This is a genomic window from Sphingobium sp. RC1, assembly GCF_059738765.1.
The window spans coordinates 289278-304769 of the sequence record NZ_AP027306.1 but is presented as its reverse complement, the minus strand read 5'-3'; the positions used below and the strand labels follow the sequence as shown (position 1 = coordinate 304769).

At 61.9% G+C, this 15492-nt stretch carries 19 protein-coding genes; 7 read left to right on the top strand and 12 right to left on the bottom strand.

The window, feature by feature from the left end:
- Positions 1-240 precede the first annotated feature (240 nt).
- Entirely contained in the window at positions 241-1422 is a 1182-nt protein-coding gene (locus tag AC6JBC_RS01490) for an alpha/beta hydrolase (RefSeq protein ID WP_498025002.1), read from the top strand.
- Between the two features lie 169 nt (positions 1423-1591).
- Here AC6JBC_RS01490 and AC6JBC_RS01485 read toward each other — a convergent pair whose 3' ends face one another.
- Positions 1592-1783 carry a hypothetical protein gene (locus AC6JBC_RS01485; RefSeq protein WP_498025000.1) on the bottom strand — a complete coding sequence of 64 codons (192 nt, stop codon included), beginning with the start codon at positions 1781-1783 and terminating at the stop codon, positions 1592-1594.
- A gap of 147 nt (positions 1784-1930) precedes the next feature.
- Between AC6JBC_RS01485 and AC6JBC_RS01480 the strand changes: the two genes are divergently transcribed.
- The 5 genes from AC6JBC_RS01480 to AC6JBC_RS01460 are packed head-to-tail and all read left to right on the top strand — an operon-like array spanning position 1931 to position 4428.
- Positions 1931-2737: a recombinase family protein gene (locus tag AC6JBC_RS01480; RefSeq protein ID WP_498024999.1), complete on the top strand. Its 807-nt coding sequence runs from the start codon at positions 1931-1933 to the stop codon at positions 2735-2737.
- Complete coding sequence (locus AC6JBC_RS01475) at positions 2677-2976, top strand: recombinase zinc ribbon domain-containing protein (RefSeq protein WP_498024998.1); 300 nt, start codon at positions 2677-2679, stop codon at positions 2974-2976. The genes AC6JBC_RS01480 and AC6JBC_RS01475 overlap by 61 nt, the downstream gene beginning before the upstream one ends.
- Positions 2877-3221 carry a hypothetical protein gene (locus AC6JBC_RS01470; protein WP_498024997.1) on the top strand — a complete coding sequence of 115 codons (345 nt, stop codon included), beginning with the start codon at positions 2877-2879 and terminating at the stop codon, positions 3219-3221. Before AC6JBC_RS01475 ends, AC6JBC_RS01470 begins: the two co-directional genes overlap by 100 nt.
- The gene (locus tag AC6JBC_RS01465) at positions 3202-3363 is read left to right on the top strand and encodes a hypothetical protein (RefSeq protein ID WP_498024995.1); all 162 of its coding nucleotides are present in this window, start codon (positions 3202-3204) and stop codon (positions 3361-3363) included. The genes AC6JBC_RS01470 and AC6JBC_RS01465 overlap by 20 nt, the downstream gene beginning before the upstream one ends.
- Positions 3364-3396: 33 nt before the next feature.
- Positions 3397-4428, top strand: coding sequence for an IS110 family RNA-guided transposase (locus AC6JBC_RS01460; protein ID WP_498024874.1), 1032 nt, complete (start codon positions 3397-3399; stop codon positions 4426-4428).
- Positions 4429-4713: 285 nt separating this feature from the next.
- Here the strand turns inward: AC6JBC_RS01460 and AC6JBC_RS01455 are convergent.
- The 3 genes from AC6JBC_RS01455 to AC6JBC_RS01445 all read right to left on the bottom strand — a co-directional run bounded on the left by AC6JBC_RS01455 (position 4714) and on the right by AC6JBC_RS01445 (position 7325).
- A protein-coding gene (locus tag AC6JBC_RS01455; RefSeq protein ID WP_498024994.1) for an IS3 family transposase occupies positions 4714-5840 on the bottom strand; the annotation gives its coding sequence in 2 pieces (ribosomal slippage) (positions 4714-5609 and positions 5609-5840; 1128 coding nt in all).
- A complete protein-coding gene (locus AC6JBC_RS01450) occupies positions 5827-6186 on the bottom strand; it encodes a hypothetical protein (RefSeq protein WP_498025971.1) in 360 nt (119 codons plus the stop codon). The genes AC6JBC_RS01455 and AC6JBC_RS01450 overlap by 14 nt, the downstream gene beginning before the upstream one ends.
- Before the next feature lie 707 nt (positions 6187-6893).
- Positions 6894-7325 (bottom strand): winged helix-turn-helix transcriptional regulator, encoded by a 432-nt coding sequence (locus AC6JBC_RS01445; RefSeq protein WP_498024992.1) that lies wholly within the window; start codon positions 7323-7325, stop codon positions 6894-6896.
- A 135-nt stretch (positions 7326-7460) separates the two neighbouring features.
- Between AC6JBC_RS01445 and AC6JBC_RS01440 the strand changes: the two genes are divergently transcribed.
- A complete protein-coding gene (locus tag AC6JBC_RS01440; protein ID WP_498024991.1) occupies positions 7461-8015 on the top strand; it encodes an FMN-dependent NADH-azoreductase in 555 nt (184 codons plus the stop codon).
- Between the two features lie 316 nt (positions 8016-8331).
- On the opposite strand, the gene AC6JBC_RS01435 is transcribed toward AC6JBC_RS01440, so the two are convergent.
- The 8 genes from AC6JBC_RS01435 to AC6JBC_RS01400 form a co-directional block, all read right to left on the bottom strand.
- The gene (locus tag AC6JBC_RS01435) at positions 8332-9072 is read right to left on the bottom strand and encodes a GntR family transcriptional regulator (RefSeq protein ID WP_498024990.1); all 741 of its coding nucleotides are present in this window, start codon (positions 9070-9072) and stop codon (positions 8332-8334) included.
- Between the two features lie 207 nt (positions 9073-9279).
- Positions 9280-9627 carry a VOC family protein gene (locus AC6JBC_RS01430; RefSeq protein WP_498024989.1) on the bottom strand — a complete coding sequence of 116 codons (348 nt, stop codon included), beginning with the start codon at positions 9625-9627 and terminating at the stop codon, positions 9280-9282.
- Positions 9628-9683: 56 nt separating this feature from the next.
- Positions 9684-10730, bottom strand: a complete 1047-nt coding sequence (locus AC6JBC_RS01425; RefSeq protein ID WP_498024988.1) for a hypothetical protein — start codon at positions 10728-10730, stop codon at positions 9684-9686.
- Positions 10731-11009: 279 nt separating this feature from the next.
- Positions 11010-12032, bottom strand: a complete 1023-nt coding sequence (locus tag AC6JBC_RS01420) for a 5-oxoprolinase subunit C family protein (RefSeq protein WP_498024986.1) — start codon at positions 12030-12032, stop codon at positions 11010-11012.
- Positions 12029-12709, bottom strand: a complete 681-nt coding sequence (locus AC6JBC_RS01415) for a 5-oxoprolinase subunit B family protein (protein ID WP_498024984.1) — start codon at positions 12707-12709, stop codon at positions 12029-12031. Before AC6JBC_RS01415 ends, AC6JBC_RS01420 begins: the two co-directional genes overlap by 4 nt.
- A complete protein-coding gene (locus AC6JBC_RS01410) occupies positions 12706-13497 on the bottom strand; it encodes a LamB/YcsF family protein (protein ID WP_498024983.1) in 792 nt (263 codons plus the stop codon). The genes AC6JBC_RS01415 and AC6JBC_RS01410 overlap by 4 nt, the downstream gene beginning before the upstream one ends.
- Positions 13494-14276, bottom strand: coding sequence for an SDR family NAD(P)-dependent oxidoreductase (locus AC6JBC_RS01405; RefSeq protein WP_498024981.1), 783 nt, complete (start codon positions 14274-14276; stop codon positions 13494-13496). The genes AC6JBC_RS01410 and AC6JBC_RS01405 overlap by 4 nt, the downstream gene beginning before the upstream one ends.
- 14 nt (positions 14277-14290) lie before the next feature.
- Positions 14291-15454 carry an NAD(P)/FAD-dependent oxidoreductase gene (locus tag AC6JBC_RS01400; RefSeq protein WP_498024980.1) on the bottom strand — a complete coding sequence of 388 codons (1164 nt, stop codon included), beginning with the start codon at positions 15452-15454 and terminating at the stop codon, positions 14291-14293.
- Positions 15455-15492 lie beyond the last annotated feature (38 nt).

Here is a 15492-nt window from a genome sequence, read left to right as displayed (position 1 = left end):
CTCCACCACGCCTTTTTCGGCGCGGATGACTTCGTTTGTCGTCGGTGGTGATGCAGCTCAACCGTCCGCGATCTGTAATCCGCAGTTTGTCGCGGCCCGATGGTGGAATACACCTTCCAAATGTGAGATGTGTCGAGTAGATATTTTATACCCCCGCGCGGGGGGCACGGAACGTCGTGAAGGTATGTTTCAGCCATCAATGCAGGGTGAAGCCCAAGATGCCCGCATGGAAACTAGGGGATGTGGACGATGGTAAGGGTTCGTAAGTTCCGGCGTGCCTCGACGATTGGCGCGGGTCTCGGCGTTGTGCTGATACTCGCTGCCACTCTGCTCGTGGTCGGCATCCTCGTTCCTGCGCTGCCATATGTAGGAATTCTCGGGACCGCGCTCGCGGCAAGTTTTCCCGGCTATGTCTGGCTAGCGCTCATTGTTGGCTCGGTGATGGTCTGGCTGGGCACGCCGGGCCGGTTCCGCGCGATTGCCCTTTCGATCAGCGCGTTAGCCGCTGTCGGGCTCGTCATACCAATTTGGGCGCTCAGCAGGACGGCTGGCGAAAATGGTGTAAAAATGACCGGCGCCGAATTCTTTGGGCGACCCACGTTCTTCGGAACAAGTCCTGCCGACGAGTTCGTGACTTACACCAAGGACCTCGGAGAAGCGCTGACCGCGCGCATTTATCGGCCACGCGGCGCGGCGCCTGCCGGGGGCTGGCCGACGTTGGTCTACGTCCACGGTGGTGGATGGATCGCAGGAACGAACGAGCAGCGGAGTCCGGACTGGCGCTGGTTCACGGATCAGGGATGGATGGTGGTCTCTGTAGCCTATTCGCTCTCTAATGAACGTCGACACCTCTGGGATCGCGTCACAGGTCAACTTGGCTGTGCTCTCACCTGGACCGCCGCCAACATTGGCAAGCGCGGCGGCAACATCGATCGGCTGGCGCTGTTGGGCGACTCGGCGGGAGGCAATCTAGTCCTCAACGTCGGTTACCTAGCGAGCGCCAAAAGGGCACCGTCGTCGTGCGGCGGCGTGGTGCCCACACCGCGCGCAGTCGTCGCCGTTTATCCTGGCGTCGACCTGGTTGCGATCCATCGGAACAGCTACCCGTGGATTGGTGATCAGGTGCGCGGGATGGTTACCGGCTACACCGGCGGAACACCGGAGCAATTTCCTCAGCGCTACGCGGCCGTAGCCTCCGACTCCTATATTCGTGCCGGAGCGCCGCGGACCCTCATATTTATAACCGAAAGCGACCACCTCGTGCCTGTGAGCAGCATGCAGGCGTTCGAAAAGCGCGCCAAGGCTGCAGGAATCGACGTCCGCAGTGTCAAAATTCCCTATGGTGGGCACGTCTTCGACGCAGCGGGCATCGGGAACGCGATCTTTCGAGAGGCAAGCTTGAGGTTTCTTGACGAGAAGTGAACCGATGAGCTTGAAGAAGGTGACCAATGTCTTTGGTGGTCAGGTTGTTGCCGCTTTAGAGGAGCCTTGTTTGGCAATCTCCACAGTCCTTCGGCCTCCGCGTAAAATACCCTGGCAGCCCACCAGCGGGATCAAGCTGGCTGCCGGTCACGTGCTGGAGGACGGATGCCTACGGCCAGATGGATATGACGAATGCAATGAGCAGGATCGAGATGGCGGTCGCGACACCGATCAGGCTGCAAATCGCAATACGGCCGAGCCGACGCATTCTTGACGGCTCGGCCGATCGTGCCGGATCCAGTCGCTGATTGGCGTGGAGGTGCACAAAGAGCAGCGCCATGGCGACGAATTTCCCGGCCACGCCCCGCAACCAACTGGGTTAGGACGGAAAGGACGGCTAAGCCGACCACCAAGGTCGCGAAGCCCTCATCGATCATTCGATATGTTGTGCATGCCTTGATAACCTACCATTATCCGGGAGCGTCACACGTAGGCCGGAGGAGGTTTGTTGAATCGGCCGTTCGACCTATCGCGTGCGCCCCCGATTTGCCGACTGTTCGCACTTGGCGCCATCGCCCGCATCGGCGCGGAGGTCGTCGATACCTACATCTCAGGCTATCGCAGGGACCGTCCATGCCTGCTGCAACTTCTCGCCGATGTGCGGGCCGGTCGGGTGGACCTCGCGGTCTGCGAGGCGCTCGATCGCATTGCCCGCGACGGGAAGGACATCAGCTGGCTCGGCAAGAAGCTGCGCTTCGACCGTGTACGGCTCGTGACCTCAACCGAAGGAGAGATCGACGAAGTCAAGCTGGCAGTCGCAGGACTGCTCGGTTCGATGTTCCTGACCAATCTCCAGAAGAAAACACTGCGTGGGATGAAGGCGGCCGTGCTCGTCGGCCGCATCGCCGGTGCCAAAACGTACGCCTACCGGCGGGTCGTCCGGTACGACGAACGGGGCACTCCGGTTCGCGGTGCGTTCGAGATCGACGACGAGCTCGCGCCCATCGTGCGGCGCATCCACTCCGAATTCGCTGCCGACAGATCCGCCATCGACATCGCCAAGGGCCTAAATGCCGACGGCATCCCTTCACCACGTGGAGGAGAATGGGGCGCATCCACGATCCGCGGCGATCCGAAGAAGTTCACCGGCATCCTGAACAACCCGCTCCATCGCGGCATCCTGATATGGGGCCGCCGCGAATGGCGGCGCGATTCCGATTCCGAGCGCCGCTATCGAATGCGCGATGAAGCCAAATGGGGGCGAGAGCAATGCCAGATCCTTGGATGGTGGACGAGGCGCTGGTGGCTTCGGTAGATGCTGAGTTCGCTACGCGCGCCCTGCCTCAGCATTCTGACATGTCGCGATCGAACCGGAAGCGGCATCTCCTGTCTGGGCTGATCAAGTGCAGCAAGTGCGGATCCAACTTCACGCTGACCGGAAAGGACTACTACCGGTGCGTGGCCAATGCGTGGCCAATCGGGAGCGCGGCACATGCGCCAACTCGACGACGATCCGTACCGGCGCGGTCGAAGCCGCCACCCTCTTCACCTTGAAGAAGCAGCTGCCCACCGACGACATGGCCGACCTCTTCATCGCCGAGTTCGGACGGGATGTCGCCAAGCTCACCAGCACGCGGGACGAGCGGGAGAGCCGTCAACGGGCGAGGCTCACGGAGCTGGACATCAAGATCGAGAACCTCGCGGCGAACATGTTGGTCGGCGTGATAAGCCCCACCATCGCGAGGATGCTCGGTGAACGGGAGATCGAGCGCGCCTCGCTTGCCCCGGGAAATCGGTAGCGCATCGACGAATGACGGCACCATCCTTGCCCATCCGGCTCTCGTGCAGCTTTTCGAGCAGAAGGTCGCCCGCCTCGCGGAAACGCTGAACTCATTGGACTTGATGGGGTGGACGCCCCCCGACGGCATCGATGTGCCATAGTGGAGGTGTTGAACACCACTTGAGGAGGCGTCCATGTCGGAGATTAGCACGATCGGTTTGGATATCGCAAAGAATGTGTTTCATGCGCACGGGGCCGATTCGAACGGGCTTCAGGTTTTCAGTCGACGGGTTACGCGTGGTAAAGTGCTGTCGTTCTTTGCTGCTCAGCCAAAGTGCCTGGTGGCGCTGGAAGCTTGCGGCGGGGCACATCATTGGGCTCGGGAGCTGGTGCGTATGGGACATGATGTTCGGTTGATTGCGCCAGCCTACGTGAAGCCGTTCGTAAAGCGACAAAAGAACGATGCCACTGATGCCGAGGCCATTTGCGAGGCTGCGCAGCGCCCGAACATGCGGTTTGTGACGGTGAAGAGCGAGGAGCAGCAAGCCTCGGCATTGGTGTTCCGAACCCGCGATCTACTTGTCCGGCAACGCACGCAAGCGATCAATGCGATTAGGGGGCACATGGCTGAGTATGGCTGGGTTGCTCCGAAAGGGCCGAGCTGGGTAGCGCAGCTTAGCGAGCTGATCGATGATGCGGTCACTGCGTCGCTACCGTCGGCTGCGCGAGAGATGTTCCGCGTCATGCTCGGCATACTTGAGGAGTTTGATCACCGGATAGCGGAACTCGACAAGGAAATCGCGCGGCGAGCCCGCGAAGATGAAGTCGCTCGTCGGCTGATGACCATCCCCGGCGTTGGACCGATAGCTGCGACAGCGATCGCAGCACTCGCACCTGCTGCAGCGACATTCAAACGGGGGCGTGACTTTGCCGCCTGGCTTGGCCTTACGCCCCTGCAGAAATCTACAGGCGGAAAAACCAAGCTGGGGCGGACGTCCAAGATGGGCGAGCGCACACTGCGGCGATTGCTGATCATTGGCAGCAGTGCTGTTGTGCGTCAGGCCAGCAAACGAGGTGCGACTGAAGGTTCGTGGCTTGCTCGAATGCTGGCTCGAAAGCCGCGTATGCTGGTGACCGTGGCCCAGGCGAATAAGACAGCGCGGATCGTTTGGGCACTGCTCATGAAGGAAGAGGATTACAAAGCTCCGGTGATAATGGCGGTATAGCGCCGCCAAAGTCACAAGAGGTCGTCGGAAGACGCAGTCGGTCGAAGGAGGGTATGGCACAACAGTCGGCGAGACGGGGTCAAAAAACCAGACCGTTACAATGTGCACAAAGCACGCGGACTTGATTTGGATTTGACCCGCGGACTCCCATACAGGCCCGCAGTACATCCTGCATAATGAGGCCGGACAGATGGCAGCATCCGACTACGCGCCGAACCCAATTTTCCGCTTGCGTCCGAAGGGGCGTCCACAGATGTAACGGTTTTGTGCCGGTCACTTATCTCATTATGCCACCTTGGCCTCGAACGCGAGCGGGCTGATGCCGCCCAGAAATGAATGGCGTCGCCGGGAGTTGTAGAAGCCGTTGATGTACTGGAAGATGGCAGCTTCCGCCTGTCGCCGGGTTGGCCAGTTCTGCCGCCAGATCATTTCCGCCTTCAGGGATTTGAAGAAGGTCTCGACGGCGGAGTTGTCGTAGCAGTTGCCCTTGCCGCTCATTGATGGACGCAGGCCATAGGCCTGCAGCTTCTTCTGATAATCATAGGAGCAATATTGGCTGCCGCGATCCGAATGGAAAAGGCAGCCCTCAGGTGGCTGGCGCAGGCGTACAGCCATATCCAGCGCTCGGATCGCCAGATCCTTCTTCATCCTGTCGCTGACCGCCCAGCCCACGACGCGGCGGCTATGCAGATCGAGGATGACGGCGAGATAGAGCCAGCCTTCCGACGCCCAGACATAAGTGATGTCACCCGCCCATTTGCGGTTGGGCGCATCGGCGGCAAAGTCGCCGTCCAGCCAGTTCGCCGCAACGCCCAGGCGATGGTGGCTGTCCGTCGTAACCTTGTGCTTGCGCGTGCGGACCGGCTTAATCCCATTGATCCGCATGAGACGGCCAACGCGGCGCTCTCCGACATCCAGGCCGGCCTCTTTGAGTTCCATCGTCATCCTCGGGCGACCATAGCTGCCAAGGCTCAGGCTATATTGCTCCCGAATATGGGCCAGCACCTTCATGTCCGTCCGCTCCCGATGACTGATCGGACGCGAACGCCAGGAACGATAGCCGCGTTCACTGACCTGCAGGACACGGCACATCAACTCCACCGGCCAGCGATGCCGCCAGCTATGCACAAAGGCGAACCTCACGGCTTTTGGCTCGCGAAGAACTGAGTTGCCTTTTTTAGCACTTCCCTCTCCTCCCGGAGTACACGGTTCTCCAGGCGAAGCCGTTCATTCTCCCGCGCCAGATCTGCCTGCGGCGATGCCACCAGGTCAGATGGACGATAGTGCGACACCCATTTGTTCAGGGTCGACTTGCCGATCCCTAAATCCGACGCAACACGTTCGCGCGGCAACCCGCTGGTCAGCGCAATCCGCACCGCCTCCTGCTTGAACTCTTCGCTATGCTTGATCATCTCGTCGGTCTCCTTGAACGAGCCTTAAACTCTCAGGTGACCGGCACAAAACCATTACAAGTCCAATGCCTGGGGCCTGCAGAGCTTGGATAACGGCTACCACCAGATCGGTCCGGGCCGCTTGCCCGATCCGGACAACGGCACCACTGACCTCGACCTCTACAACCCCATCGTGCGAACCCGGCGGCGATGTCTCGCCAACCACGGGCACGAACATCGGCTCGTGACGGGGCGAAATCTTGCTGGCCTCTACCGCGTAACGCAACTCCCGCCGCCATGTGTATAGCAGCGCAGTGCTGACATCCCGCTCGCGTGCAAAGGCAGCGACATTGTCGCAACGCTCCATCTCCGCAACCAGCGCCAGCTTCTGCTCTAGCGTCCAGGAACGCCGTCGTCCGGCCATCCCGCTGAGAACTTCAACCCGTCGAACTGGCTTCAGAGCCACTCCAGTGTGGGTGTCCAATGCGGTCGTAAGGATGGCGTCGTCCATCCTCGCATCTCTGCCTGAGCCACCAAATCAGACAAGGTGGCGCCAGAACACCGGTTACACTGTATCCATCGCTGACATCGAATGGCGTATGCTCGGCCGACTGCTTACGCCGGCATTGCTGACGTTCGCTGACCAAATCTCCTCGCCGGAAACGGTCTTACATTCACTTAAAAGCTGGCGAACCGAATGATCGGCACTGGAACTTCGCGCATGGTCGCAAAGGCGCTACGAACGAGGACTTCTTCACAAATGGCCCTTCAGCTCAATCCAAAAAAGTGGCGCATCGATTCCGCTAATTAGATCGATAAACTATTCCAAGCCCTCCTTACGATCTTATTCCAAATAAGCTGCATCAATGTCACCAACCTGCCGCCGACCAGCGGGCCACAACCGCCATCTCCATGCCCCGCTCTGCGCGCAGCCAGCGGACGGCACTTAACTGCGTAAAGCAATAAATCGCCAGATCGTGGATCAGTTCGCACGCAGCGTGCGATTAACGCCATGGCGGGCGTGGCTGGCGCCTCATGCCGGACCATCCGCAAGATCATGTGCGGCCGAAGCCACTACAGTTTCTGCCGCCGCATAGATCGCTCGAGGTCAGGTGGAAGGTCGGCAGCCCTCTCGTCTGACAACTTCTCGCTATGCCCGTCATAACGCATCCGCGCTGAATGGATCGCGACGATGTTTTCTACCGCCCAATTCGAAAGCGCGCAGATCGGAACACGGAGCGATTCACCCAGTGGGGTCAACTCATAATCGACGCGCGGTGGAATTGATGGCGTCACTGTGCGCATCACCAGCCCGTCACGTTCTAGGCCCCGCAATGACAAGGTCAGCATACGCCGGGAAATCAAGGGGATGGCGCGCTGCAATACACTGAACCGCATCGTGCCTTCGCTCAGCTTCGACACGATCAGCATGCTCCACTTGTCGCCGATGCGCTGCAGCACTTCGTTGATGCCGCGACATTGCAGGCCATTGATAAGAGGTTCCATATCGCGTTCTCCGATGGGGCGCGGCAATGTAGTTACAGCGGCGTGCCTATGACACAACCATGTGCCTTCTTGCGGAGGCGTGACAGTCAGTTACCTATAATGCTTCAGTTACTAATCAATACCAGAGAGGCATCAATGAACATCTTGCAGATTGACAGCAGCATTTCCGGCGAAGCCAGCGTCACACGTCATTTAACCGCCTCCATCGTTAAAAGGCTGGCAGAGGCCGATCCGGCTGCAACGATCATCCATCGCGACCTTGCCGCGCAACCATTGCCTCACCTTACGCTCGAAGATGCCGCCGATCACAGGATGGTCGATGAATTTCTTGCCGCCGATGCGGTGGTCGTCGGCGCGCCGATGTATAATTTTACGCTGCCCACCCAACTTAAGGCATGGATCGATCGCCTTCTCGTCCCCGGGCGGACGTTCCGCTACACGGAGGCAGGCTCTCCTGAGGGGCTGGCCGGTGGTACGCGGGTAATCGTCGCTCTGGCGCGCGGCGACTTCTATTCAGCGGGAACGCCGGCAGCCGCGGTCGAGCATCTGGAAACCTATCTGCGCGACGTCTTCGGCTTTATCGGCAGCATGCCGCAATTCGTGATTGCAGATGGCATCGCCATCGGACCCGAACAGCGCGAAAGAGCGATGGGTGCTGCTCTGCACGCGATAGACCTGATCGCGGCCTAGGCATGCACGAGGGCTCAGCATGAAAAGGCGGCCTTTGCGGGCCGCCTTTCACGTTTTGTCATCAGAAGCGACGACATGCGTAACCGGCAATTGACGGGATGATCCGGTGTTTTCAGCGGCTCAAGGAATCGGCGCGATCATCTGCTCCACACGCCTGCACGGCGGCGCCAGCACTTAAGCGTGCGGCAGGCATGGTGGCTCGTACCTCAGGCACACTATCGACCGCGCCGAAAATCCTCGACCTGTTGCAGCCTTGTCCCGGCCCCATGTCGTTCCGGCGTGACGCTGTATTGGTCGGAACGAAGGCCCACCCTCGCTACCGAGCCGGTGCTCGGACCCGTCGCTGTCTGGCGGGCTTTACCGGTTGCTCCTGTTCGATGTCCACCATGCCTCGCGTATGTGGCAATCCATTCTTGTCGATGAGCGAAATCAGATCGTCGCCTGTCCGGCTGATATGATAGCGGGTTAGATCGACGGCCTGGTTGACGAGCCCCTGGCGACACAGGTCCAGGAGCGCGCCATGATCATGCTGAGCGCGATGCACGCTGTTTCCGACTGTCAGCACTAGCCGGGCATAACGATCGGAATTGACCAGCAGTTCGCGCACGATCCTCAAGGACTTGATCCGGTTAGAAGGATTGTAGAGCGTCATGTGGAAGCGCCGATTGAACTCGCCCCAGCTTGCGATGTCGCCTGAAACGATCGCGGCGTCATAATCTTCGATTATCTTCTCGGCCGTTTCGATATCTTCAGGCGTGAGCCGGGGAATGGCATAGCGCAGCAGCTCAGGCTCCAGCATGGCGCGCAGATCAAACAATTCCTGGATGTCGTCGCGCGACAGGCCGGTGACCACATAGCCGCGGTGAGGATAGCTGGCGACCAGTCCTTCGCCCTCCAGACGCGATAGCGCTTCGCGGACGGGGATCCGACTCGTGCCCATTTCCTCTGCTATCGCGTCCTGGCGAAGCGGCATGCCGTCCGCGATCTCTCCGGACAGGATCAATGATCGGAGCTGATCCGTCACCGCATCGGTGATTGTATTGCGTGCGACGCCCACTGATTTAATTCTTGATGGCATTGCAGCCGTTAATATCCTATTTTTACGCCGCGCACCATTGCGGCCCGTCCGGCTTGGACGTATTTTGGATACATAACAAGTGCTTTGGCGCACGGTGCCGGTTGTAGGATTGACGGGCATGTGCGGGGACGCCGCCCTTTGCCCGAAGCTTCAGTGCATCTTTGCAGTCAACTCGACCGGATGGCCTTAGGGATCGGCGACAATGGCGATCGTCAACCTATGCTCGGCGACGTCCTGCGGCGGGGTGACGACGCGCCCGCCGCCCGCCTCGACCGCGGCGATGGTCGTGGGCAGGTCGTTTACGGCAAAGCCGACACAGGCCGAGCCGGCTGGCGGAGCCGGACGATCGAGATAGCGCATCAGCATCAGAAGCGGACTGCCCTGCTGGCCTGGAATGGCCAGTATCGCCTCTTCATGCTCGTCGGTGCAGGCGTGGCCGACCGGGTGGAGGCCGATCGCATCGCGGTAGAATGCAGTCTCGCGCGCCAGGTCCGTGACAACGAGCTTGGTGAATGCAAAGGCGAGCGTGGTCATATCTTTCTCCTGCCCCCCGCGTCGGCGGCCCGGTTCGCACGATGGCATTCGGACGATCAAGCCGCCTTCTGTGGACAGGGCGCATCAGGGGGGTAGATGTGGGGTAACCCCGGATCATAGACTTCGGTCAGCAGGTTCATGAAGGCGCGGTCATGCAGCGGGTCGGAGGGCGTCTCGATGACATGGCCCTTCTTGCGCAGATCCTTCAGGAACCTATCAATAACGTCATCATGGGTCAGGTCGTCGGTATGATCGACCACCTTCTTGAGCTCTTCCAGATCCATGTAGATGTCCGCGCGCCAATGTACCATCATCCTCAGTTCACGCGCCGGAATCTTCTGGATCACCCTTGAGCCGGTCGTGATCTGCCAGCCATCCGCAACGTCAGGGTCAGGACCGATCATCGAATCCATCGTCAGGCCGCTTGGGCAACGCTGGTCCAGTGGCCCGTTCGCTTCGCCGCGATGATACATTCTTTCGGTTTCGGCGACGATGCCCCGGTTCCAGACCGGCGTGGCGATACGTTCAGGCGTGCCATAGGGCCCACGCGGCCAATAGGTGAACCCCCCACCCACGTCGCCCTGATAGAACCAGGTGATGACCTGCGCCTTTTTCATCTGCCACGGCTTGAACAAATCGGAGCGGATCATTGAATTGAGCAGCCAATTGGGAGTATTGCCCAAGTTCAGGCCGCGAAACTCGGCCCCGTCGAGATGGCCCTGGTCGGAATTAATGGCCGGGCCGTTCAGATTGAAGATCATATTTTCGGGCCGGGCATATTGGGCCTTCCAATATTTTCTGCCCAGATCCAGAAACCTCTTGTTGAAGAAACATTCCTCCATTTCCGGATACAGGCACACGCCGCCCCTTGCGAGATAACCGGTGAAATAGGGAAGGATAGGATCATCCGATTTCTGGTCGGCGGCTTTCTTGTCGGCCGTGGAGTCATCCATATCCTTCAACGATGTGTAAAACTGACGAACCGTCAGTTCCCAAGGCCCCCGTCCGCGCGCCACATCCACGAGCTGGCGATAATACTCAGCGGTGTAAATATCATCGACGATCATCGGCGGTGCGATCGGCCGAACCAGGTCCTTAGGCATACTGTCTCCCCCATCGTATTATTTATCCAATGTATATGAGCGTGATTTTCCTTGCAAGCTTTCTTGCCGGGTTATTGCAAAGGCGGGTCATGTTTTTGGCAACTGGCGTCGCGCTATTGGCCTTGCATTCGAAAGGCGTTTTTCGCCCGATTTATAGGGGTTTGAGCAGAGGTTTAGACGAAATTAGTGCGTTGGGAGGGGTGTTCCCAGCCGCGTCGTGTTGATGTTTCGATATCGATCACCTGCCCGGCCCGATGACGGACCCGGCTAGGCGAATCCCTAAATCGAATCCAATGCGTTGATCACACCATCGATCAAGTTACTGTCCGACAGGCGCGCTTCGAGGTCGAAGGGCCGCAGCAGCATCTGATGATAGGTGTCGCGCGCGCGCCGGTCGGCAAGGGTAGCACGATGTGCCTCTAGCGCATCGATCGCCACGATCCGGAATGCATGTCCGGCCGGGAGCTGGGCCAGCCGATCCGCATCGCCCGCCAACATGACCGCGATCTTGGGATAGCCGCCGGCAGTCTGATGGTCGGCGAGCAGCAGGGTTGTCCGGCCCGCACCATCGACTTGCAACGCCCCGCGTACCGCCGGTTCACTGGGCATGTCGATAGCCTCGGGCGGAATCTCTGGCCCGTCCAGCACCAGACCCATGCGATCGAACGAGGCGGAACCGCGAAACGTCCCCTCAAGCAGCTTTTCGACCATCGCGGCGCTGAAGAAACGCTCCTGCGGCCCGAGAATAACGCGCGCCTGCGTCAAGGGGCGATCGCTCTCGGGCGGGCGCGGCACGCCTCGGGTGCCCTGCTCCGGGGTCACGAAAGGCTGGCAGTCGGCGACCTTCAGCACATCGCCCTCGACAAGATGTTGCCCGCCGAGCGCGGCCTGGACGTGTCTTGAAACGCTGCCGAGCCATGCAGGCGCCGCGATCGTCCCGGCAAAGGCGAGATAAGCCCAGTTGCCTGTGCCTGGCCGTACCCGCAATCGCATGCCGGCGGAGATGCGCGCGACGACCCAGTCGCCAAGGTTGTATCCGTCGAGCTCGGCCATGAAGCCGCCGCCGCAAAGCGCGAACGCCGCCTCGCCATCGACGCAGCGCAGCGTCGCGCCGCCCTGCGACAGTTCGATCGCGCTGGCCATGGCCGCCCCGCCGAACGCGCGTATTGCAGCTTCATAGCTGGAGCGGTCCACCGGGCCGGAGCGTGGTATCCCGAAGCGCAGCAGGCTTGGGCGGCCGCCATCCTGCGTGGTGGTGAGCGGCCCCGCCTGTTCGATGGCGAAGGTGGCGGACGGGGTCACGGCGCCGTCCACCGCGCGAACTGGTCCGCATCGATCCGCAGGAAGCGCACCGTGTCGCCGGGCTGGAAGAGCGGCGGCGCGTCGGACGCGCGATCGAGGATTGTCAGCGGCGTCCGCCCGACCACCCACCAGCCCGTCGGCATCGGCAGCGTCGAGATGAGGCATTGCGGCCCGGCGATCAGCACGCTGCCGACCGGATATCCGCGCACGGCGGCGGGCTTTCGCGGCCGGTGTAAGGCGGGCGGCACGCCGCCCATATAGGCATAGCCCGGCGCGAACCCGTACATATAGACGCGCAGCGTCGCTTCCAGCAGTCGCTCCGCGACGGTCTCCGCCGCGAGGCCGAGGTCGTCGGCCACGGCGTCGAGGTCGGGCGCGAAAGGAGGGTCGAAGCAGATCGGAACGTCATGGCAGGCGCCAGCGCGGGGCGCTGCGCCGGGCTGTCGCACCAACGGCGCGCACAGGCGGCGAAGGCCGTCATAGTCGATGAGGTCGGGATCGTAGCGGACCAGCACGGACGTATAGGTGGACACCGTCTCGCAAATGGCGGCGATCCCGGCCGCGCCAAGTGCATCGTCGAGGGCGAGCACGGCCCGGTGCGTCTCCTCCCCCACGCTGCTCCCCAGTTCGATCAGCAGCGCGGCCTCGCCGACCGGACGCATGACGGGGGCGTTCATGGCCGGGGCAGGAAGGGGGCGATTTCGACGCCGCGCTCCATCAGGGCGTCGCGCACGGTGCGCGCCATCGCCACCGCGTCGGGGCTGTCGCCATGAACGCAGATCGAATGCGCCTGCAACGCGACGGGCGCGTCCGATACGGTCGGCATCATCCCGTCTTTGAGGAAAGACACCAGCCGATCCGCTGCAAATCTGTCGTCGTGGATCAGCGCACCGGGTTCGCTGCGAGGGACGAGATTGCCGGAGGCTGTATAGCCCCGGTCGGCGAAGATCTCGCTGAACACTTGCATGCCCGCGTCGCGCGCGACCTGTTCCAGGACGGTGCCGGAAATGGCGAGCATCGCAAGGCCAGGGTCCACCGCGCGCACCGCCGCGACGATCGCGGTGGCCACGGACGTATCGACCGTGGCGACATTGCCGAGCGCGCCGTGCGGCTTCACATAGGTGATCGGCTGCCCGACGAGCGCGCCGATCGCCATCAGCGCGCCGACCTGCGCGGCGACGAACCGCTCGATCTCGCCGGGACCGTGCGGCAACCGCCGGCGTCCGAAGCCTTCCTTGTCGGGATAGCTGGGATGCGCGCCGGTGACGACGCCATGATCGCGCGCCAGGGTCAGGGTGCGGAACATCGTTTCCGGGTCGCTGGCATGGCCGCCACAGGCGATGTTGGCGCTGCTGACCAGCGCGAACATCGCCTCGTCATCGCCCATCAGCCATGGGCCGAACCCCTCGCCCATATCGGCATTGAGGTCGATCCGCCGCGCGGCGCCCCCGGACGGGGTCGTCATGCCCCCTCCTCGACGGGCACCACATAGTTGAGCACCAGTCGGCCACCATCGGGATAAATGGTCTGCCCGGTCATGTAGGACGCGTCGTCGCTCGCCAGGAATGCGGCGACGGACGCGACCTCCGACGGATCGCCGAGGCGACCGCTCGGGGTGCGCGACAGGATCATGCGGCGCTGCTCCTCATTCGTCAGCAGGCCCTGCTGGAGCATTTCGGTGGCGATGGTGCCCGGCCCGATCCCGACGACACGGATCCCATGCGGTGCGAGCGCCACCGCCCCGGTCGTCGTCAACTGGTTCATCCCACCCTTGGAAATGGCGTAGGTCGCGAGCGACGGGTTGGCGAGGCGCGCATTGATCGACGACATGTTGATGATGACGCCGCCGCGCCCCTGGTCGATCATCCGGCGACCGGCGATCTGGAATCCCAGGAAAGCGCCCTTGAGGTTGATGCCCAGAACCTTGTCATATTCCTCGTCGGTGATCGCCATCATGTCCTTGTTGATGGCGATGCCGGCATTGTTGAGCATGATGTCGATGCCGCCGAACGCCTCCACCGCGCTGTCGACCAGCCGCTCGACATCGGCGCGGATGCTCACGTCGGCCAGGCAACCCTTGACCGTGAACCCTTCCGCGCCCAGCGTTTCGACGGCGCGGGCGAGATGATCGGTATCCACATCGCCCAGCACGACCTGTGCGCCATCCTGCGCGAAACGGCGGGCGCAGGCGAAACCGATCCCGCGCGCTGCTCCGGTCACGACCGCGACCCTGTTCTTCGTCATCGTTCCGACTTCCTTCAATAGATGGTGGATTCCACATAGGGCCGCCCCTGCGCGATCCGTTCGAACGCGAGCGGCGACACGTCGATCGTCTGGTAGCCGCCATGGACGATCCGCTCGGCGACGGCCCGGCCAGCGCCTGGCGCGTGCATCACGCCATGGCCGGAAAAGCCGCAGGCGAAAACCAGATTGTCGATATCCGGATGCGCGCCGATGACCGCATTATGGTCGAACAGGTTCATGTCGTAATGGCCGGCCCATGCGTTGAGCACGCGAAGCTGTTCGAGCGCAGGAATGCGGGCGGCGAGCGCGGGCCAGAAACGGTCCTCGAACAAGGCCATGTCCGGCTGGAAATCGTCATGGGCATCGGGGTCGTCGGCCGGATCGGGGGCGATGCCGCCGATGAAGCCTGCGCCTTCCGGCCGGATCCAGACGCCCGAAACGTCGAAGAGCATCGGGATATCCTTCCCGTCCAGCGGCCCTTTGAAATGATAGACGCATCGCTTGCGCGGCGCGACGGGCAGGTCGATGCCGATCGACGCCATCAGCCGTCCGGAATGCGCGCCCGCCGCGCATATCGCCCAGTCGGTTGCGATCTCCGATCCATCGTCCAGCCGGACGGCGGCGATCCGCCCGCCCGCCTCGCGCAGCCCGGCGGCATGCGCGTGACGGAAACGGACGTCGCGGTCGATCGCCGCGCCGCGCAGCGCGGCGAGCAGCGAGGCGGCGTCGAACCATCCTTCGTCCCTGACCCCGAACGTGCCCGCGCCCACGCCCTGCGTCGCCAGCCAGGGGAAGCGCGCGGCGAGCCCGGCGGGGTCGAACCGTTCGACCATGCAGCCGTGCGCGCGCTGAAGCGCCAGCAGCCGGTCGGCTTCGCCCCCGGCATTGGGCGGCGACAGGATCAGATAGCCGCGCTCGACAAAGCCGACATCGACGTCGCGGCCAAGCAGGTCCGGCAGGCCGCGCAGGAACGTGGCGCCGAACTGGCTCAGCGCCACATTGACGGGGCTGCCGAACTGCACGCGGATCGACGCGGCCGAAAGCGTCGTCGACGCCTGCTGATAGCTCGGATCGCGTTCGACGACGACGATCTCTCCGGCAAAGCCCCGTTCGCGCAGAAACCAGGCGGCCGAGCATCCGATGATGCCGCCGCCGATGATGGCGATCGTCTGCGACATCAACAGCCCCCTACGACGCGGCGCAGGAAATGCGGCGT